21 protein-coding genes and 1 pseudogene are annotated in these 19,972 nt (G+C 64.1%); 1 reads left to right on the top strand and 21 read right to left on the bottom strand.

The features are described from left to right. Nucleotides 1-2 precede the first annotated feature (2 nt). Genes P5F91_RS22480 through P5F91_RS22470 form a run of 3 tightly spaced genes read right to left on the bottom strand, consistent with a single transcriptional unit; the run spans nucleotide 3 to nucleotide 1,998 of the window. On the bottom strand, nucleotides 3-467 hold the full coding sequence (locus P5F91_RS22480; protein ID WP_145608598.1) for a C40 family peptidase: 465 nt from the start codon (nucleotides 465-467) through the stop codon (nucleotides 3-5). A gap of 21 nt (nucleotides 468-488) precedes the next feature. Next, a complete protein-coding gene (locus P5F91_RS22475) occupies nucleotides 489-1,406 on the bottom strand; it encodes a DUF2163 domain-containing protein (RefSeq protein ID WP_277908328.1) in 918 nt (305 codons plus the stop codon). A 4-nt stretch (nucleotides 1,407-1,410) separates the two neighbouring features. Next, nucleotides 1,411-1,998 carry a DUF2460 domain-containing protein gene (locus tag P5F91_RS22470; RefSeq protein WP_277908327.1) on the bottom strand — a complete coding sequence of 196 codons (588 nt, stop codon included), beginning with the start codon at nucleotides 1,996-1,998 and terminating at the stop codon, nucleotides 1,411-1,413. 244 nt (nucleotides 1,999-2,242) lie between these two features. On the opposite strand from P5F91_RS22470, the pseudogene P5F91_RS22465 reads away from it, so the two are divergent. Beyond that, nucleotides 2,243-3,280: pseudogene (locus tag P5F91_RS22465) on the top strand (integrase core domain-containing protein). An 851-nt stretch (nucleotides 3,281-4,131) separates the two neighbouring features. Here the strand turns inward: P5F91_RS22465 and P5F91_RS22460 are convergent. The 18 genes from P5F91_RS22460 to P5F91_RS22375 form a co-directional block, all read right to left on the bottom strand. After that, nucleotides 4,132-4,851, bottom strand: a complete 720-nt coding sequence (locus P5F91_RS22460) for a hypothetical protein (RefSeq protein ID WP_145608604.1) — start codon at nucleotides 4,849-4,851, stop codon at nucleotides 4,132-4,134. Nucleotides 4,852-5,071: 220 nt separating this feature from the next. Beyond that, entirely contained in the window at nucleotides 5,072-7,753 is a 2,682-nt protein-coding gene (locus P5F91_RS22455) for a hypothetical protein (protein WP_145608607.1), read from the bottom strand. 129 nt (nucleotides 7,754-7,882) lie between these two features. Continuing rightward, on the bottom strand, nucleotides 7,883-8,395 hold the full coding sequence (locus P5F91_RS22450; RefSeq protein ID WP_145608609.1) for a hypothetical protein: 513 nt from the start codon (nucleotides 8,393-8,395) through the stop codon (nucleotides 7,883-7,885). 69 nt (nucleotides 8,396-8,464) lie between these two features. After that, a complete protein-coding gene (locus P5F91_RS22445) occupies nucleotides 8,465-8,644 on the bottom strand; it encodes a hypothetical protein (protein ID WP_277908326.1) in 180 nt (59 codons plus the stop codon). A gap of 41 nt (nucleotides 8,645-8,685) precedes the next feature. After that, on the bottom strand, nucleotides 8,686-9,012 hold the full coding sequence (locus P5F91_RS22440; protein ID WP_145608613.1) for a hypothetical protein: 327 nt from the start codon (nucleotides 9,010-9,012) through the stop codon (nucleotides 8,686-8,688). Nucleotides 9,013-9,016: 4 nt separating this feature from the next. Beyond that, nucleotides 9,017-9,754, bottom strand: coding sequence for a hypothetical protein (locus P5F91_RS22435; protein ID WP_145608615.1), 738 nt, complete (start codon nucleotides 9,752-9,754; stop codon nucleotides 9,017-9,019). 3 nt (nucleotides 9,755-9,757) lie between these two features. Beyond that, complete coding sequence (locus tag P5F91_RS22430; RefSeq protein ID WP_145608617.1) at nucleotides 9,758-9,979, bottom strand: hypothetical protein; 222 nt, start codon at nucleotides 9,977-9,979, stop codon at nucleotides 9,758-9,760. Nucleotides 9,980-10,000: 21 nt separating this feature from the next. After that, nucleotides 10,001-10,423, bottom strand: a complete 423-nt coding sequence (locus P5F91_RS22425) for a hypothetical protein (RefSeq protein ID WP_145608619.1) — start codon at nucleotides 10,421-10,423, stop codon at nucleotides 10,001-10,003. A gap of 14 nt (nucleotides 10,424-10,437) precedes the next feature. After that, the gene (locus P5F91_RS22420; protein WP_145608621.1) at nucleotides 10,438-10,944 is read right to left on the bottom strand and encodes a hypothetical protein; all 507 of its coding nucleotides are present in this window, start codon (nucleotides 10,942-10,944) and stop codon (nucleotides 10,438-10,440) included. Continuing rightward, nucleotides 10,941-11,525, bottom strand: a complete 585-nt coding sequence (locus P5F91_RS22415) for a hypothetical protein (RefSeq protein ID WP_145608623.1) — start codon at nucleotides 11,523-11,525, stop codon at nucleotides 10,941-10,943. Before P5F91_RS22415 ends, P5F91_RS22420 begins: the two co-directional genes overlap by 4 nt. Nucleotides 11,526-11,582: 57 nt before the next feature. Then, entirely contained in the window at nucleotides 11,583-13,100 is a 1,518-nt protein-coding gene (locus P5F91_RS22410) for a hypothetical protein (protein ID WP_145608625.1), read from the bottom strand. Between the two features lie 102 nt (nucleotides 13,101-13,202). Beyond that, on the bottom strand, nucleotides 13,203-14,138 hold the full coding sequence (locus P5F91_RS22405; protein ID WP_145608626.1) for an HK97 family phage prohead protease: 936 nt from the start codon (nucleotides 14,136-14,138) through the stop codon (nucleotides 13,203-13,205). Between the two features lie 4 nt (nucleotides 14,139-14,142). After that, the gene (locus P5F91_RS22400; RefSeq protein WP_145608628.1) at nucleotides 14,143-15,585 is read right to left on the bottom strand and encodes a phage portal protein; all 1,443 of its coding nucleotides are present in this window, start codon (nucleotides 15,583-15,585) and stop codon (nucleotides 14,143-14,145) included. Nucleotides 15,586-15,724: 139 nt separating this feature from the next. Further along, a complete protein-coding gene (locus tag P5F91_RS22395) occupies nucleotides 15,725-16,105 on the bottom strand; it encodes a hypothetical protein (RefSeq protein ID WP_277908325.1) in 381 nt (126 codons plus the stop codon). Nucleotides 16,106-16,320: 215 nt separating this feature from the next. Beyond that, nucleotides 16,321-16,719 carry a hypothetical protein gene (locus P5F91_RS22390; RefSeq protein WP_145608632.1) on the bottom strand — a complete coding sequence of 133 codons (399 nt, stop codon included), beginning with the start codon at nucleotides 16,717-16,719 and terminating at the stop codon, nucleotides 16,321-16,323. Nucleotides 16,720-16,739: 20 nt separating this feature from the next. Next, on the bottom strand, nucleotides 16,740-17,765 hold the full coding sequence (locus P5F91_RS22385) for a hypothetical protein (protein WP_145608633.1): 1,026 nt from the start codon (nucleotides 17,763-17,765) through the stop codon (nucleotides 16,740-16,742). A gap of 11 nt (nucleotides 17,766-17,776) precedes the next feature. Then, nucleotides 17,777-19,363 carry a terminase family protein gene (locus P5F91_RS22380; protein WP_277908324.1) on the bottom strand — a complete coding sequence of 529 codons (1,587 nt, stop codon included), beginning with the start codon at nucleotides 19,361-19,363 and terminating at the stop codon, nucleotides 17,777-17,779. Then, on the bottom strand, nucleotides 19,281-19,841 hold the full coding sequence (locus P5F91_RS22375; protein ID WP_277908323.1) for a helix-turn-helix domain-containing protein: 561 nt from the start codon (nucleotides 19,839-19,841) through the stop codon (nucleotides 19,281-19,283). Before P5F91_RS22375 ends, P5F91_RS22380 begins: the two co-directional genes overlap by 83 nt. Nucleotides 19,842-19,972 lie beyond the last annotated feature (131 nt).

Raw genomic sequence — 19,972 nt, 5'->3', positions numbered from 1 at the left:
CATCAACCCCACAGGCTGTAGAAGATCAGGGGACGGTCGAGGAAAGGCAGTTGGCGCAGGTCGCCCACCACGCAGCGGCCGTCACGGGCATAGGCGTGGACCAACTCGAAGCGTCCCGTCATGATGGCGCCGTGGCTGAAGCACCGGCCGAAGCGGGCCAGCACCACGTCGCCCGCCTGGGGCAGTCGCACCGCCGGATCGAAGGGCCGGCCGAAGCGCCCGGTCCAATCGACATAGCGCTCGTCCGAGCGGTGCAGATGCCAGTCGGGCGGATAGGGGCGCGGATCGAAGGGTGGCAGCACGCCCGTGTCCACGAACACGCGGACCAGCAGCATGGAGCAATCGACACCCGCCCCCTTCATGTCGGCCAGTTGGTGATAGGGCGTGCCCACCCAGGTCAGGGCCTCCCCCGCGACCGAAGCGCGCGCGGCCACCTCCCCAGCGACGCGGCTTGCGTCGTCGATCATGGTCATCTCCGGGAAATGGGATCAGGCTGCGGTTTCGGCGGCCGGGATGTAGGGGAAGGCGCGAAGGTTGGCCAGGTTGTTGAACCGGGCCTTGCAGGTGGTGGCGGTATGGTCGCAGCCATAGGTGATGGTGAACGGATCGCCCACGGCCGGCGCATGCGGCAGGGGATAGGCCAGCCCCATGTTGCCGCCGCTGACCACCTTGATGGCCCGCACCACCCCGGCGTTGAGGCCACCGGTGAAGCTGATGGCGCCCTGGACGAAGCCCTGGGGATCGACCGCAGCACCGACCCCGTCGGGGGCCAGGGCGGAAAGCGGCGTCGCTGGCACGATGGTGCCGACAATCGACCCCTGGCCCACGCTGTTGCTCCAGCTATAGCGGGAGCGCAGCAGGGAGCAGCCGCTGTCGTACGGGGTGTGCAGACAGTTGGCCTGGTAGAGGTTGCGCGGCATCTGCTGGTCCAGCAGCACCAGGTCGCCCTTAACCGTCAGCGTCGCACGCGCCCGGCCGGCTTGGGCGGTGGACACACGGCCCTCGAACAGCAGGATGGTGCCGAAGGCGGCGGTGCTGGCTCTGGGCATCAGCGCCCGCTCCAGCCGGATGCGGGCGCCGTCGAAGCCGCCGTTGTTGACGAAGGCGTTGACCGGCACGTCGCCCAGCAGCTCACTGGCGGCGCTGTCGATGGTGATCTCCATCTGCGGCACCTCCAGCTGGGCCTTGGCCGACCAGGTGGTCCGGGCGATGCGGGGGCCGGTGGCCAGCCAGGTGTTGCTGCCGTAGCTGACGGCCCGGTCGGTGCTGGTCCAGCGCCAGACCGTGCCGGTGGGGGCGCTGGGGTTGCCGACCTGGGCCGTCAGGGTGACGGTGAACAGGTCAGCCGACCACAGGTTGGGCGTGGTGCGCAGCCATTGGATGAAGGCGGTGTCGGTGGAGCGCATGGCGTCAGGCCCTCACGCTGATCAGGTTGACCTGCTTCGCCTGCCACAGCTGGGCGGCGAACTTCTCGAACTCCAGGCCGTCATCCTTGAAGCGGCACAGGAACGCGTATTGGAAGTCGGCGGAGATAACCGTGCCGGCGCCGGGTGCGCTGGCGAAGGTCAGGACGTTGCCGGCGACGCTGTAGCCGGAGGTCTGGCGGGCGCCGTTGACATAGACCGTCACGCCGCCGATGACGCCGCCCACGGGCTCGACATAGCCGCCGAAGGTGCGGACCAGGGTGAAGCTGGCGGCGGCACCGTCCCCCACGGCGATGGTCTGAGCCGTTGCTTGGCCGTCATCCGGATCCTGGAACAGGAACGGCATGAATGCGCCCTGCATCTGCAAATAGAAGCCCAGCAGCTGCTTCAGCTCGTTGGCCGCCGCCGTGTCCCGCAGGAAGTCATAGCTGAGCTGGAATTCCCAGAGGGGCGCCGACCACATGGCCATGCGGGTCTCACGGCCAGACGCCGCTGTGGCAATCTTGGTGGAAAGCGTCGGTTTCTTGGTGACGGAATAGCCCAGGCCCGCCAGGGCCGGATAGATCGCGGTCATGGCACAGCCTCGCTCAATATTTTCGATCTGAGATCGCTCGCGGAAACCTGAATTGCCAGGTTCGGAATGATTTTCTGTGCTGAGAGAGTAATGACCTGACAGTTCCGGCCACACCGGCCCCCCGCGGGGGCCGGTGTGGCCATGCCACCTCTGGTGGGTTTGATGGAGTTGCGAGCAACATCACCCCAGGAACCGGAGAGCGACATGACCTACGGCACAGAAGGTAGAACGCCGTAAGCAGAGCCTGCTTGAACTTGCGTCCGACCTCGGCAACGTCAGCAAGGCCTGCAAGGTAATGGGCTACAGCCGACAGTAATTTTATGAGATCCGCCGGAACTACCAGACCTTTGGCGCCGACGGCCTGATCGACCGTCCGCCCGGCCCGCGCGGCCCCCATCCCAACCGCGTGTCGGCGGAGGTGGAAACGGCGGTGCTGGACCATGCCCTGGCCCATCCCTGCCACGGCCCCCTGCGGGTCGCCCAGGAACTGGCGATGCGGAACATCCAGGTATCATCCGGCGGCGTGCGTGGCGTGTGGCAGCGCCACAACCTGCTGACCAAGCACGACCGCTTGCTGCACCTTGAGAAGAGCACGGCGGAGCGCAAGCTGACCCTGTAGGACGAGCAAATCCGCCTGCTGGAACGCTTCAGCCCGGAGTTCCGGGAACGGCACATCGAGGCGCCCCACACCGGCGCCCTGGTGGCCGTGGACACCTTCTTCGTCGGCGTCCTCAAGGGTGTGGGCAAGGTCTACCTGCAGACCGCCATCGACTGCCACAGCCGTCATACCTGGGCCAGGCTCTACGCCAACAAATTGCCGTTGATCGCCGTCCAGACCCTGAACGACGACGTGCTGCCCACCTTCGAGGCCGAAGGCGCCACCGTCGAGGCTGTGCTGAACGACAACGGCCGAGAGTTCTGTGGCCGCGAGGATCAGCACCCCTATGAACTGTTCCTCCAGTTGGAACGCATCGAGCACAAGCGGACCAAGTCAAACGCCGGCAATCCAACGGCATTGTCGAGCGACTGCACCGCACGCTGCTCGACGAGCACTTCCGCGTCGAAGGCCGCCGCACCTGGTTCGACACCATCGAAGACCCGAAGGGCAGCGCGGAGCAGCAAGATGCAGGTCGTGCTCGACCAGTACCTGATCATCTACAATACCAAGCGGCCCCACCAGGGACGCGGCATGAAGGGCACAACACCCCTCCAGGCCTTCCGCGACGGCATCCCCAAACCACAGAACGAGGCGCCCGAAGCCAACCTCAAACCCGCCGCCTGATGACCTCACCCGAAGTGGCGACTGTCAGGGGATAACCGTCTCTGTACAGATCTTCTCTATTTTACAAATGTATTTGTTTATAAATGACCGCCAGTTTCCTATATATAAAACCCTGCGCCGTTATTTCGACGTTTTATATATTCTGCCTAATAATCTTCATTTATTACAAATTTATCATCCTCAAATTTAATGCTTGCCCCGCATATCTTTTGCGAAGCGCCATAATTAGCATAATTCTTAAGTATATTGTAGTATACGAACTTATTAAATTCGATATCTGACAAATTTGGGCACGCCGTTATGAAGACTGGATAAAATATCCTATACAAGCGATAATTTCCAATTTGATCTGGAGAGCTAACGCCTTTAAGAAAGGTCGTAAGATTTCTAAGATCAATAATGACACTATCAACGTATCTATATTCGGAATCATCCGTAGCCAGCGTAACACCAAAAGTATCAAGATATGGTCTGTCGTTCACAGACGCATTTATGTAAATGGTGGTCTTAGGCCGTATTCTGGTACCGCGGGCGACAGGATCATCGCCTAAGAGGGACTGGCCTTGCGATCGCGTAAATGTCAAATCTATAAACATCGTCGTGCCAAGACTGGCTATGCATTGTACAGCTGGCAAATTTATACAACCTGGCCGTTCCCTGCCAGTGCGTATTGCGTCTTGATGCTGGAGCAGAGCAAGCCTTTGCGGGTCTCTAGTTAAGGCTGATTCGGCAAGAACATCTCCAGAACCGGAGGGCTGCATTATAGCGGAGGATTGTTCCGACCGAGCTGGCGCGAAAAAGGCAGCCGAAATCAACAAAGTTATTATGAAAATAACTTTCTTTATTCTCATTTACTTATTCCCCGCTCGTTTTATTACTATATACTCATCGACCTCAGAAAGTGGACGTCGGTGTTTCTCGGCCCAATATCTTTCCTCCCGGTTCATTTTTATTTTGCGCACATCAACTTCTTTGTGCACCTCATATCCGCAAAAACCCCCATGGACATGATCTGCAGAGCGATTTGTACTAGAACCTACATTATACGAATCAAATGCATCCAAGTATAAAAACTCATAAAGCTTTTTGCGATCAAGGCCAGGACAGGCTCGAGCAAAAATCAACCGAAAAAGGTCATAAATCTGATAACGATCGAATTCCTCTTCCGTCCTCGCCCCAAACAGCCGCACCTGAGCGTCAATCATCATGATTCTTATACTTTGGACATTCCGTTCTGCCCCCCCATCGACAACGAGGGAAACTCCATAATTTGTGCCCTTGGCGGGTCCACTGTGCGTTGAGAAACCGTTGGTGAGAACGTCCATCTCAATCGACGATGCCAAACCCGGCCGCCCCGTCAAGTCAGGCGGGGTGTCCCCAAACAGGGTTTGCTCCGGTCGGGGGAACATTCGGACACGCGCAACCGTCGCCAAACTTGCTAGGCAACGTGCCGCCGGCACGTCCATACAGGCCATCATCTCTTGACCCGACCGGATCAACCCTTGATGACGACGGACCTCCGACAACTGGGCGTCCTGGGGCTTGATCTCCTCAGGCTCGGCATAGACCATCTGCGCATCCCGCAGCTGCAAGCCGGTCGGAGCCTGGCGCGGGGGCGCGAGGGAGACAACCGCGTCCGCCCTTGGCGGAGGGGGTAGCGTAAATGGTGGTGGGGGCGGAGGTGAACCACACCCGGCCAATGCGGCCAAGCTCAACCCCACCACGGTCATCCTATATCGCACCTGACTACCTCCCCTCGCTGATACCGCCGACCATGGCTCTGGCGCAGTATTAGAAGGAAAAATTTCGCTTTTGCCCACGCAGCGCCGATACCAGCTTGTCGCCATGGCGATTGAAGAAGCTGGCCACGTCGCGGCTGTCCATGGCCTGGACAGTGAAGGTCACATTGGCGCCACCACCGGTGCCGGAAACAGCATTCGTGTTGGCGACACCGCGGCCCGGCAGGTTCAGGTTGGCGGCGGCGTAGGCCGGCACGGCCAGGTTGGGCAGTGTCTGGGCCGCCAGCGCCGACCGGAGGGGCGAGGCGATGCTGGCCGGCAGCACCATCTCGTCCTTGTGCAACTCCGTCAGCATGCCATCGGCCGGCACCCGCCCCCAGCCGCCGGCAGCACTGGACAGGCTGCTGGTCAGGCCGGAGATCGCCAGTTGCACAGCGGCGGAAATAGCCGGCGCGACCCACCACGCCGGCCCGGCGCTGGCGGAGGCGTAGGCATTGGCGGCGCCGGTGGCCGCCGCATCTTTAATCTGGGCGGTCGCGGTCTCCACCGACTGCGCCATGGCCTTGGTGGCCGTGTCCTGGTCGGAATCCTGCCTGATCAGGTTGCTCATGATCCAGGCGTTGGCCTGCTTCTCGGCCATGCCCACCAGTTCAGACAGGGCGGATTTCGCCATGTCGCTGACCGCCTGGCGCACCGTCTTGGTGCCGGTGACCAGCCCCTGCACCATGGTGCCCATGGATTTGGTGATGCCGCTGACCGTCTGCTGGTATTCCTTCTGCTTGTCATGCTCCAGTTGGTGCGTGATGTCACGATCCTGCTGTTCAGCGGCCCGCCTGATCTTTGCTATCTTCTCGTCGTAGTCCTTCGCGACGCTGGCTTCTTCCCCGGATGCGGCGGCTGCAGCCAACGCCTGCTGCCTGTAACCTTCGAGAATGGCCACTGTAGCGTCATTCTGCGCCTTGACCTCGGCTCGCTTGGCGGTGGCAACTTCCGCCAGGGACATATTCTGGAGCTGGCGTTTCTGCTCCTGATCCTTCGCGTATCGCTGCCAATCCTCGTTACTCTGGTCAATGTCCTCTTTCGCCTTGTCGTCGAGGTATTTGCGCACGGTGGCCAGGTCCGTCTCCTGAGCTTTCCTTAAAGCATCGGAACCTTTGCCGTAACGCTCTTGTTCTTTTGCCGAAAGCTTGGCGAGAATGTTATTGTGGTCATCCATGTTCCGGAGGCTGTCCTGCAGTTGTTTGCGCAGGTCCGCTGTCTCCTCATCCAAAGTTGCCTTACGGGCGGCGGTAATCTCCTTTTCGACCCGTCGTGCCTCGGCTGACCGCGCGCCATAGTTGGCCTTGACGAAATCCAACTCCCCAGCCAACGCTGCTTCCCGCTCAACTGAGCCTTCGCGGGTGGCGGCCACGCCATCGCGGATGTTTGCCAATTGGTCGCCCAGCGCCTCACGAGCCCGCCGGCGCCGCTCCGTGGTGGCGGCCTCTTCCTGAGCTTGACGAGCGCGGGCGGCCGCGTCGGCCTGCGCCTTTTCCTCAGCCGCAATGCGCGCCACTTCGGCGGCCCGTGCCCGCTCCGCCTCCGCCGCCCTTCCATCGGCCTCCTTAGCCTTCTGGTCCGGACCAGGGGTTTTCTTTAACGAGTCGACACGGTTTCTGGCGACTTCGACATCCTGGTCTGCCTGATGACGCTCCTGAGAAAGGCCGCTCCAGCCGTTGTCTTCCTCGAAAAAGCCCCTCCCAAGAGCCTCTCGCTTACGTATCGCCTCTGCCAGATCGTGTTCCGCTTGGACCAGGGGGTCGTATCTCTGGCTAAGGGCGTGCATCAGTATCGCGCGCTCGGCCAGCAGATCGTTGTTCTGCTTGGCGGCGCGCAGCGCCTGTTGATCGCTGACCGTCAGGAAGTTCAGGGCCTTGTCCAGCTCCAGAATGGCATCCGCCCCGCCCTTATAGGCGCCGGCAAGCGCCTGGGCGACCTTGTCCGCCCCACCCAAAGCCGGCGCCAGGCTCGCCAGCATACCGGTATAGCCCTGCAGCTTGTCCTTCTCTTCCACCGACGCCACACCGATGGACCGGATGGCATCCACGACGGCCGCGGCGTCCTTTTGAGAAAGGCCAAAATCCTCATGCAAAGAATTAATCCAGGCCTCAACCTGTTCCGCCGAACCGGTGGCGCCCAGGCCCACCGCCGTCAGGTGGCCGGAGATGTCCTTCGACAACTGCTTGAGCTCAACGAAGTCACCGATCACCACATAGGCGGCGGTCCCCAGCGCCGTCAGCCCGAGGCTGACAGCAACCCCCACCGGTCCGAATTCCGCCAGAGCACCAACCACCGCAGGCGCTTGCTCGACAATGGCCAGCAAGGGATTGGTCCCATCCCGGATTTCCTTGCCCATGGACAGGGACGCGCCACCCAGGTCCTTGAAGGCACCCGCGACCTTCTTGAAACTGCCTTCCGTCTTCTCCTGTGCCTCGGCATCCTTGCGGCTAGCCTCGGCGTGTGCGCTCGCCTGGGCGGTGGCCTCCGTCAAGGCCGAGGATGCCGCGGATAGCTGCCGGGACGTTTCCGCCATATTGGCGGACAGGCGGGAGGCGACCTCCTTAAGGGCCTGGACGTTGTTCTGTAGTGTGACAGCGGCATCGGTGGCCTGATCCATGGCCTGACCGCCCTGGGTGGCCGCCTTGGCCAGCCCACTAGCGTCGCCGTCAATTTGGACAGTCACTTTATCGGCCATGGCATCCCCGCAAAAACGCCACCCCATGCGGGGTATGGCATTCTTTCGTTCTAGTGGATATCAAAATCTATTTAAGACAATATTATTCATGTCAGGAAATTTAAGATGATTAAACATCGTCTATTTTTATTAATTGTTCCGCATTTTCATCAATTCCTCCAAAGCCGGTACATATCTTATTGTGGATTCGCACCACGAACCATTAGTTGTAATCTTTATTTTTGATATAGAGCCTGACCAAAAATAGGAATGATACCCTTCCTTCACAGATTCCTTCATTGGCTTGCCATATTTATTCATATATACATCGAGCAAATTGCCGCAATTCGAGCGTGACAAGTACATACCTACGAAATTCCCTTTATATGCAAGCAAGCGAACGTCATCGCCGCGCCCGTCAACAGGGAGTTTCTCATTATTCGGCTCATACGAAGTTATGCCGACTTTTCCCTCTGGCGAGTTGGAGTTATCCTTCTTCTCCAATCCCAGGCGTTGAATGTGGTCCGCGAGAGGGCTTCCAAACGCGATGCCATCAAAACCCGTCGGCTCATTTGGGAAATGCTTGCCATAGAGAAAATAGGCCCCCGCGCCCGCCATGAACACAACAGCCGCCGCCGCACCTGTCAGATACTTCTTATTCATTTTCGCCCCCTGTTGCCGAAGTGGCAATATTCAACAAACCGAACAAAATAGCAACAACTTCCACAACTTTCAGCCGATATTCCCCTCGCCGAACATCGCCAACAAGTCCGCCAGCCCCATTTCATCAGCTGGTGGCGGCCCTCCAGATTTGATGCCCAGATAGGCCGCCACCATCAGGTGAACCGGCGGATGGTGGCGCCAATAGCGCCACAGCGCCTGGTAGCGCGGTAGGGTGAACTGCCGCTCCACCTCGTCCCAGGCGCCACAGCCTGACGCCACCAGCTCCGCAGTCAGGTCGTCGATGTCGTCGACGATCCCGCCTGCGGTATCGGCTCCCCCGTCGGAATCAGTCCCGACTCGCGCAGGATGCCCACCACCGCCGACACCAGGGCCGGGAACTCGGTGGCGGCCAGTTTCTGCTCAATGGCCTCAGCCGTCAGGTCGGGCGCGGTACTTTTCAGGGCGGCCGCCACGATGCGGATGCCGGCGGATGCCTGGTCCACCGGGTCGGTCAGCAGGGGTAGCCCCTTGATGTCGGCCCACGCCGCCTTGAGGGCGGCGAAGTTCATGGGCGGCACGGGATAGTCCGTGCCCCCGATCACCACGTTGGCGCCCATGGTCTTAACCCTGGACGCTGAGCTTGCCCACCGTGCCCGAGGGATCGGCGAAGGCCATGAAGTCCAGCTCCGGCTGCATATAGTCGCCCTGCTTGGTCGCCAGCTGCAGCTTGCTGGAGGTGCAGGCGTTCAGGCTGAGCACAAAGTTCTGGCCACCGAAGGGCGTGGTCAGCACGCAGGAGAAGGTCGGGGCGACACCCTGCAGCTGGTTGCTGATCGTGGTGACGGTGCCGCCGGTGGCGCTGGTGTAGCTGTAGCTGATCAGCAGGCCGGCGCCGGTGTCGGCGGCAGCAAAGGTGTAGGTGCCGCCCGACTGGCTGTACTGGCCGGTCGTCGGCGCGCTGGCCACCTTGGCCAGCGGCACGCCGGTGGCGGCGAACACCACGCCCTGGTCGGCCTGGAAGCCGGTGCTGTTGGCCACCGTGACGGTGTAGGGGTTGGTGGCCGGCACGCTGGCCGCTTCATTCAGGGCCACCAGCTGCTGCCCCGTGGACTGGCTGCCGCCGAAGAACAGGCTGTTGAACAGGGCGCCCTGGATCTGGCCGGTCTTGGCCTTGCCCTGGATTTTGGCCTGGCCGCGGGCAACGGACACGGGGAACTGGTTCTGGCCGTACAGCTCCTTGAGCGTGAAGTCGATATCGACGGAGACGGACTGAAGGGTGCCGAACTGAATGGGGGTCGCGTTCGCCACACCGATGGGCGTGCCGAACAGGGAACCGGCGCCGAAGGAATATTGGGGCATGGATCAGATCTCCTGCAGGATGCGGGCCTTCAGCCCATCCAGGGTGGTGACAAGGTGGTTGTAGGCGTCGGTCACCCGCGCCACGGGCGAGTTGTGGATTTCCTCCGCCAGCCAGGCGGCCACCGCCCGTTCCAGCCGTTCCGGCCAGTCACAGGGGGCCGGAACGGAAACGGGCAAGGGTTCAGCGGCGGCGGCCGTATCGGCCGCCGCATCGACATCGGTCATGGCAAGCATCCTTGATAACGATTAGGGAATGAGCAGGTGCAACGGCACGATGGCCACGGCCTGGGAGCCCAAGGCCCCCTCATCCGTGGTCACCTGGCCCTCGATCCAGCAGTCGTAGACCAGCCCGCCCAGGGTCTGCTTGTCCTGGCCGGGCGGAGGCCGGAGGGCGGCCTCCACCGCGTCCAGCAGGGGGTTCAGCACAACGGCGCCGGCGGTGTCGTCGTCCGGCGCCTGGGCGTAGAGCAGAATGTCCACCCGCAGCACGCGGTGGGCCGGGAGAGTGTCGCGGCGCGTCACCTCCTCCCCCCGGCTCATCAGGAACAGGGCGGGCTGCTGTGCCGGTGACAGGTCGTTCCACAGCCGCACGCGGCGGCTGGCGGTGGCGAAGGGCGCCGCCGCTGTCAGCCGGGCGAACAGGGCGGCATGGATGTCCTCACGGGCCATGATGGGTCCTGGTTTCAAGAATTGAGCTGATTGGCGGCGGCCGTGCCGATGGCGTCGGCCAAGGCGGCGCGGATGCGGTCGGCGTTGTCGGCCAGGGCAGATGTCAGGAAGGGATGGCCGGCATAGTCGACGCGCCGGTCATAAGCCTGGACCGGGACGCTGACCGGGGCGATGGACCGGCCGAAGGCTTGGGTGATGGTGCGCAGATGCGCCCGAACAGATTCCGTGCCGTGAAAGCCGTATTCCTGGAAGGCCGCATAGGCGGCGGCAGGCGAGGAGTCGTCCACCGTCACCCCCGCCGTCGCCGCCAGGCCGTTGACCGTCAGCGTGGGAATGAGGGCCCGGCTGAGCGTGCCAGACCCGCCCTTGACCTGACTGTCCAGGCGGGCACCAGCGGCGTTGGCCAAGGCTTGCGCCTGAATCCCCATCACCTCGGCCAGCGCGGCGCCAATCACCGTCGGAAGGGCCGTCAGGCGGTCTTGCAGTTGGACAAGACCGACGACATCGACGCCGCCGCTCACAGCGGCGCCACCCGGCGATAGGGTGCCAAGGCGGCCGCCAGGCTGTCCGGCATTTCCTTTTGCAGGTAGCTGGTGGTCTCCCCGCCATGGGCCTTGGAAACCAGGCCAACGCGGTCGCGCTCGCGATATCGCAGGGCCACCAGTTCCACGCACGCCTGTTCCAGGATGGCCGGCAGGGGGTCGTAACCGGCCGTCCAGGTGACAGTCACCCGGCGGCGGCCTTTGGGAAATACGCCGCCGGTCAGCACCAGAGACAGGCCATCGTGGGCGTAGCCGTAGGCCAGGGGCTGATCCGCCGCCTGGGTGGGCACGGGCGTGCCGTCCACCGCCACCGCCATCACATCCATCACGGGATAGTAGGGCAGCGGCAGCACGGCGTTACCCGTGCCATCCAGGGTTTGGGTGTAGGTGGCCAATGACGGGTCCCGGCCCAGCCAAGCGCGAATGAAGCCGCTTTCCGCCTGGATCAAGCGCGTCAGCAGGGCGTCATCCGCCGTGCTGGTCAAGGGTGGGCTGAACCACGCCTTGACCGTGGCCACGTCGGCCAGGGGTGGAGGAGTGAGCGGCGTGGTGTCGTCCATGGGCAGCAACCTCCGAAGAGGCGGGGCATGGGACAGGCCAGCCCCGCCCGGCCCGCGTCAGCCGTTGGCGATATTGGTGATGACGCCGAAAGCCGGCGGGAAGTAGTTCTGCAGCACGCCGTCGCAGTAGACGCCGTACTCGTACCGCCGGGTGCGCAGCGGCCATTCGATCTGGTAGTAGTCGCGCCGCATGCGCATCTGCGTCACGTTGGTGACGTTGGCCAGGGGATAGGGCAGGCGCGTGGTGCGGAACAGGATGGTGCCCGCCGGCATGTTGGGATGCACCTTGATGTCCAGCGTCTGGCCGCCCACCATGCTGTAGCGGTTGAGGTAGGTGCGCACCATGACACCGCCGCCCAGCAGGGCCTGGTCGGTGTTGAAGACGAAGCGCTGGGCGGAGTTGGCGTTGCCGGTCAGGATCTTGCGGCTGATGGTCTGCGCCTCCTGGCTGCTGACCCAGATTTCCTGGGGCGACAGGCGGTAGTTGTCCCAGAAGGCTTTCAGCGCCGTCTCGATCTCCACGATGCCGCCGGCGCCGTCGGCGGTCAGCGGAGTGCCGGTACCGGCCGTGCCCGTGGGCATGACCTGGACATAGGCGTTGGAGCCGCCCTTGAACGCCTGGTACAGCAGGCCGTCGAAGGACAGGCTGTTCTGGCTGTTGTCACCGCCACCCAGACTGGCGGCCGTTTGGGTGCCCACCGCCAGGTCGGTGATGACGACAGAATTGATGGTGGTGATGGCGCCCAGCTTCTCCGCCCCGGCGGCACCCCAGAACCAGGCATAGGCGACGGCACCCGCCAGCGGCGCCACGGTGGCCGCCAGGCTGCCGGCCGAACCGGTGGTGGTGCCGGTGGCGGCGGTGGACGGCTTGGCGGCACCGCCGCCGAACTGGTCGCTGGAACCATCGGCGTTGGTACGGGTCATCTGGCCCTGGATGCCGCCGGTGACCGAGCCGTTGAGATAGCCCTCCAGCGTCAGGCCCACGGCGATGACGGACCAGGTGCCGGCCGCCAGCGCGCCGCCGCTGTTGGACGCCGTGACCACGGGGGTGGCGGTGGTGCCCAGCGCCACCGAGGCGTTGCCGCCCAGGATCATCTGTTCTTCCTGGATCATCAGGCTTTCCAGCAGGTTCTGCACCGCCAGCGCCCGCACATCGTCCAGGCCTTCGGCGGCATAGTCCGCCTCGAAGTCCACGCTGGCTTCCAGGCCCAGGCCCCGATAGACGGCGTTCATGTCCTGGGTGCGGACGGCGATGACGCCGCCGCGGTTGCCGCCGGACACGCCGGCGCGCACGCCGGTGGTGTTGACGCCGGTGATGGCCTTCCAGTTGGCCTGGATGCCGCCCCGGCCGGAGACACGGGGAATGCTGTTGCGCAGCGGCGTCAGCACCGGATAGAGCAGCTTGGCCCCGGGTTCCAGGTCATAGAAGGTCAGGCCCGAGGTGGGGCTGCCGGACTGGGTGAAGGTGGACTTGGCGAGGTCGTCGCCAGCCAGGCGCTGGCCCTGCGCAGCCTTGAAGGCCGCCAAGGTGTCCCCGGTGACGGTGGGGGGGACGGCGGTGGGAATGCCGGTCATCGATGTCTCCAACAGGGTGAAAAAGGCATGCGGCAGCCCACGCCGCCGTCAGGTGACGGGGCGGGCGAACAGCCGGGAAGGGATCAGGTCGGAAGGAAGGGTTTAGAAGGCCGGCGTCATGTGCGCCGGGTGGCGCTGCGCCTTCTTGATGGCATCCAGCGCGGTGGCCGGATCGTCCAGGGTGGTCTTGGTCGCGGCGGTGCCGGCCACGGCGGCTTTCAGCACATAGTCTTCGGCACGGGGCTGCGCCTCCAGCGCCTTAACACGCGCGGCCAGGGCGTCGCGCTGACGCAGCAGGCCGGCGCGATCAGCCCGGGCACGGTCCAGGGCCTTGCGCAGATCGCCGATCCCCAGGGCGGCGGTCTTGTCGTCCGGCGCTTCATCCTCCTCCGCGTCGGCATCATCGTCCGGCGCCTCATCGGTGTTGGCGGCCTCCAGGGCGGAGAGCAGCTCTTTCATGTCCTCGGCCGACAAGCCGGCCACGGCGGCGCTCAGCGCCTTCAGGATGGTGGCCAGCGCTGTGCAGTCGGCCAGGGCATCACAGTCCCCGCCGCCGTCCGTCTTCTTGGACGACGCGTCGGTATCGGTCATGTCGGTATCCTCCAGCTTGACCAGGGTGATGACGGCATCGGGGTTGGCCGGGCGGTCCACCAGGCTGATTTCCGTCAGGCGCAGGGCGGTGATGGTGTTGCGGTCGTCCGGGTCACGGGCGACGACCTTGCCGCCGATGGAAAAGCCCTTGTAGACGCCGGCCTTGACCTTGCGGATGGCCACAGGGTCCACTACCGTAGCGGTGATGCGGGTGCGGCGGTCGGCGCCCACCGCGGCCGCGTCCACCCGGCCGGCGGCCAGGGGCTGATGCATCTCGCGCAGGGGCCCCGAGCCCAAGCGTAGGAAGTCGGGCAAGGCCGCCTTGACGGCATCGGCCTCAACCACCTCGCCGTCGCCGTCCACGGTTTCGGTGGTGGCGATGCCTTCCACCATCAGGGTGCCGTCGGCCCCCTCCTCCACCTTGGTGAAATTGCCGAACAAGCGCATGGCGTCAGGTCTCCTCTTCAGGGCCAGTGGGGGCGGGGTTGGGGTCGGAAGTGGGTTCAGGGCGCACGTCGGGCTCCTGCCCTGGCAGGCCTTGCGTCGCCTGCTCCAACGGCACGGCCCCGCCACCGGTGTAGATCAGCGGCCGGTCGCCGCCGGGCACGGGGGGATAGCCGATGTCCGCCCGCACCTCGTTCAGGGTCTTGATGCCGGCGCGCACATGGATATTGGCGATGGTGGCGGCCTTGACCGGATCGACCTCGCGGGTGTCGTTCCAGGCGAATTCCAGGTCGGCGGCATCGAACTCGCGGTCCAGCACGTCGTCGATCAGTTCCTTGACCCACAACATGGTGGGCCCCAGCCCCTCCTCGTGCGCAGCGTCGTGGGCGGTCTGGGCGGTGGCGCGGTTCATCTGCGCCACGAAGGCCTGTGGACTGACGGAGAAGGCGAAGCACGCCACCCGCGCCAGCCACTCGTCAAACACACCCTTCAACTCCGGTTCCTTGATGGGGATGAAGGTGCGGGCGACGCCGCCGGGCACGAATTTGGCGTGGCGGCGGCTGGCGGTGTCCCCCTCATGCAGCGCGTCCCAATAGGTCTGGAACTGGCGGATCTGGTCGGGCGTCCAGGCATCGGGCACGCCGATCAGCGCCTCGGGGATGTTGCCTTCGGTGTAATATTGCAGCTGCCATATCTGCCGGCGCAGCGCGATGTTGACCGTGGTCTCGATCTGCTCCACCGGGCTCAGCCCATAGACACGGTGCGGCCGCGGGTTGCGCGGGGCGTAGATCAAATCGTCGGTGGTGTAGTCCACCGCCGGTAAGCCCTTCAGCTCTTGCTGATACGCCACCGCCGGCGGCAGGGGGGTGCGGCCGAAGGGGTCGATCACCCGCTTGATGGTGGCGCCGTCCATGACCTGCAACGCCCGCGCCCGGCCGCCCAGGGTGCGCGCCACATAGAGCGTGGGCGCGTCGATGACCAGCAGATCCTCCAGCAGCAGGCGCAGCCAGCGCGACCAGGAATGCACACCGTCCGGCCGGCGCAGAAAGGCGGTCAGCGCCGCGATGCGGGCGTCGGGCCGCGCGTCGGCGGCGTTGGTGGTTGGCGCCGCCCCACGCACCCGGATGGTCCAGGTCAGGCCCGCCATCTGATCCTTGCGGGTTTCGATAAGCAGGCGCAGCAGGTCCCAGCTGTCGGCGAGCGCCCGCAGCGCCTCGAACCGCGTGCCCTCATAGGCCTTGGGCCGTTGCAGCAGGTTGTAGCCAGAGGGGAAGTCGAACTGCCGCCCCGCCACCTCTGGCGCCGAAGGCGGCAACGGGTCCAAGGGCCCGAACCAGGAGGAGGCGTCACCTGTCACCGTGTAGGAGACGGCCGCCCCCAGGGCGCGGCTGGCGCGGGCAAGAATCCCCGGCGCTACCGCGCGCCCCTTGCTGTCGCGGTTGCTTGACATGAGTTTCGTCTTTCGTGATGGAGGCGGGCAAGCGGAATTACGCCGTAGCATTTTCGCAGCGGAGTGTTTGACCTGAGGTGGAAGGATAGGGCGTGGTTAATGAACGACGCTTGAGGCGCGCGCCGGCTCCACCAGCTGCTTAGCCAAGGGCAAGGGCACCGCGATCGACAGCAAACCCGCCCGGCATCTCTTCAAAAGCGCTCCCACCATAGCCAGCGAGAGCCTCCCTGACCGCAGGGGTCGCCTGGCACCCAAATACACTCAATCGGCGCCACATGGGATGATGCTGGTCAATCGTATCCAGAAGGGAGATGAACGCGTTCTCCAGTGACGTCTTATCCGCCCTGGTGAAGACCGTGACCTGGTGAGCATGACCACCCTTGGCCCACAGCCGCTCGGCGGCTTCCCTGTTCGCGGGTGATTGACATAGCCAAACAGGATGCAGTCCAACGAATGCGTTGAGCCGCTCACCGAAATCGGGGTCGAAGGCCAGGACAACATCGTCGTCTAAGAATGGCATCTGCTCAGTCCCCTTTCCAAGGCGCCTCTTTCCGTCCTCATCGCATCAAAACAGATCGTCCGCTGCCCACGCCTTCACCTGGACCAAGGCTTGCGCCCTACTCAAGCCCCAATCCCGGCCCCCAGCGCCGATGAGATTCTGAACGGAATCCTGATCCAGGGCATGGAGAGCGGCGACATGTTGGAAACTGAGCCCGACTATACTATGCGTTGCCATCAAAGAACTTCGAATTCCCGCGCCGCCACCACCACGTCGCAACCCCAGGAGGGATTGAGAACGCACAACAGGATTTCGCTCTTTCTTATTTTACTGACGTAATCATTGATTGTTTCTGTTTCGGAAAACTCCGCACCATCCGACAACGTCAGCATCCACTTGATGAAGTGGGTTAAATTCTCAGCCACCTCGTCCTGGCCGGAAAAAATCTTAACATCGTGCACGACATTCTGATTGATGAAGTCAACGAGACGAAACTCCACAACACCAGAGAATCTTATCGCCTTCTTCTCTTTTCGCCCTTCGCGCATGAATTCAAGAATTAGGGTCGCATCGACCGGATCCCAACCGACACCTATCAATTCCGCGTCATGAAAACCTGACAAATTACGCATCATTACCCCCGTGAAAAGAGTTTTTATTCTTTCCCTGTCTCTTCTTTCGGCGGCCTAGGGTCGTCGTCCCTCAGCTTACGTCCATCCTGCCGTTTCGTTCGCTTGCTGCCAGGGATCGGCAGCCAGTCATGAGCGTGCGGCACTCCCCAATGATCATGATCATAATCTATATCGAGTATGGGATAGCCGTCAGGGCCATAAAGTCGTTGCTGGCCGCTGCCAGGGTTGATTGCCCAGGTTCCAGGCTCTCCTTCGTTAGGCGTTTTCGTCTTCTGCGAGAAAACCCTGTCGCCACCCGCCAGCGCAGCGATAACTCCCGGAGCCATCGCCAGACCATCGGGGCCTGCCTGTGCAAACGGGACACCATCGGGGGTTCGATATTGTCCATTAAGATCACCGCTGCCATCGTAGATCAGGCGCGTGTGCCCGTCGCCGTCCTTGACCGTCAAAGTCAATTGGCCTTCCGCGTAGCCGTAGTCCACGCCGGTACCTGGAACCTGACCGCTGCGTGTCTGGCCGATATTGCCGGGGATGAGGATGGCGCCCACAAGCGTGGCGCGGCCCGCTATCGTCCGCGCCACCGCCAGGGCGGCGTCCAGGGCCGCTGTTCCACCGGCACCGATGGAAGTCCAGGTCCCGGGCTTCGCATCCAGCGCACCAGCGGGAATCCGGGGCTGGGTCAGATAATTGGCGGTTGCCTGCTTGGCCAAACCATTCTCGTTCGCGCTCACAGCAACCACCCGTTCCGGCAACGGTGGTAGGCGGACATGCAACAGGGCGATGTGGGCACGGACCACGTCGCCCTCGGTCAAGGCTCTCGCGACCGCCGCGAGCGCAGGCATGCGGCCGACCAAGTTCACAGGCTCGCCGTAGTGACGCGACAGCGTGCTTTCCAACACCGCACGGTCGCGGGGCCGCCAGACGCCGGACGGCGACCGATCCAGCAGCGGCAGGTCGCCCAGACGGGCACCGGTATCGCCATCCATGGACGCACGCCGTCCATCACCGCCCGGCGGCGCCAGGTGGTATTCGGTGATCCAGGGATGCATAGGGACTTTCCTCAGGCCGGGGCGTGGGTTGCTGGGGCGGGGGGAACAAGCCCCGCCGCCATCTCCGCGTAGACGGCCAGCAGGCCGGTGCCGTCGCCGGCGGGTTGGGCGTGGGCCAGCACCAGGGCGTCGCCCTTGTCGGGGCTGCGGCCGATGCGGGCCTTGATGTCGTCCTTGGCCTCGATCTGGATGCCGCGCGCCGTCATTTTCCAGCGCGGCGCCACCAGATCGGCCAGCAGTTCGCGATCCGGCGGCAGGGCGAGGTCGGCACCCAATTCGGGCTCCAGCGCCTCGCGCAGGCTCCAATACCATTCGGCGCGGCGGTTGACGAAGCCCAGGCGGCCGCCCCGGTCGCGGGCGCCGCTGGCCGCCGCGGCATTCATCGCCACCATGCGCAGGCCGTGTAGGACGCCCAGATCCTGCACGGAGGCGCCGACGCCGATGGCGTCCACCTGCACCGCGACGCCGCCGGGCGTCTCCACGGCCGTGGCACCCGCCAGGCGCCGCAGGACGAGGCCTACAACGGCGGCGCCATCGGGTGTTTCGCGGCCCGGCACCACGTCCAGCGGGGCGAACCAGACCCCGTGCCGGGCGGCCAGCACGGTTCGGTCCCGCCCGCCCCGCGCCACATCCACGCCCAGCGCCACCAAAGGCGGGGTGGCCTCACCAGAAGGTTGCCAGCGGGCCATCGCGGCCTCCACCCAGGCGGTGGGGATGACCTGCCAGGGATGATCCTCCCGCCCCGCGCCGAAGTCGCCGCGCAGCATCTTACTGCGCAGCGGTTCCGGCAGAGACTGCAGGGTGGCGATATAGCCGGCCCGCATCATCACCGGGTTGTCCTCCACCCGCGCCGGGATGAAGGTGCGGGACTTCGGCGTCAGCACGTCGCCATCACCCAAGGTCACAGGTTCTGGTCCCGGGACCTCACGATCCTGGCCCTGACCGTCGGTGACGAACCAGCGCAGTTCGCCCGGTGCGGCGGGATTGGGATACGTCGGGTCCAGCCAGGGCGCCCAAAAGCGGATGACCCAGGCGCCCTCGGCATCAGTGGGCGGGTTACCGGCGCCGATGACGCGGCATCGCTGGGCCGGGTCCACGCCCGGGCCCGGGCGGTTCCAGCCCACCAGGAAGCGGAACTGCGCCTCGGTGAAGTGCGGCAGTTCATCGAAGGCGATCAGGTCGTGGGGGCGGCCCTGGTATTTATGTACATCATCGGCGTGCTGCACGGCGCCGAACTCGATGACCCGGCCGTCATCCAGGCGCCAGGTCCAATCGGACTTGGACCAACGCCCCCGGCCACGGAACAGCTGCTGCGCCCGGTCGGTGACGCCCTTCAGCTGGGGAAATTCGCGACGAAAAATGATGGACAGGCGGTGGCGGGTATGGGCGGCGCCCAGCAGCAGGTCGGTCTTGCCGCCGCCGGCGGCCCCACCGTAGTAAAGAAAGTCGGCAGCACTGGTTAGCGCCTGGGTCTGCGGCCCGGGAAAGGGCGCCCAGCGGGTGTGCGCCCGCCGCTCAATTTCCGCCCGAACCACCGTCAGGGCCCGGGTCAAGACCCGCCGCTTCCAGGCGGCGGAGAAGGGCTTCGAGTTGGGCATCGTTCAGGCTTTCCAAGGCCACGGGATCGATGGGCGGCGACGCGGCGCCACCAGCGCGGGGGAGCGGACCATAGCCCTCACCCTCGCCTTCCAGCGGACCACCATCATCGGCGTCACCTGGCTTGCCGCCCCAGCCCAGGCGCACGCGGCACCAGAAGATGAGCGAGGGGGCGTGGCCCTCCAGCGCCTTGGCGTACAAGGTTTCCACGATGCGGGCGTGGGCGCGGGCGGCGCCCATCTCTAGCTCCCGCCCGAAATGACGGCGCAGCGTGCGTGGGCTGATGCCCAGCATGCGGGCGATGACACCGCGGGGAACCCCTTTGCCGGCCAGGTCCGCCACCTCCGCCCGGCGACCATCGCTGATCACCAGGCGGGCGCGGGTGGCGCGGACGGAGGTGGGGGCGGGCAACACCGGAATGTCGGTTGGGGGATGAGAGGATAAGGTTTCAGGGCCCGCCCCCTGGACAAGGGACGGCATGGGCGGCGTCTTGCGCATCGGCACGGCGGCGCACCTCTCGAAGGCTGTGAGAATGAGAGAAAGCCACTCAGGCCAGCGGCACATTCAATCGCCCAGGCCCGAAAACGAAGCACCCGGCAAGGCGTTCAGCC

It is taken from the genome of Nitrospirillum amazonense, assembly GCF_029594735.1.
Lineage (GTDB): Bacteria > Pseudomonadota > Alphaproteobacteria > Azospirillales > Azospirillaceae > Nitrospirillum > Nitrospirillum amazonense.
The sequence above is the reverse complement of the archived record's forward strand: the minus strand, read 5'-3'. Positions and strand labels throughout refer to the sequence as shown.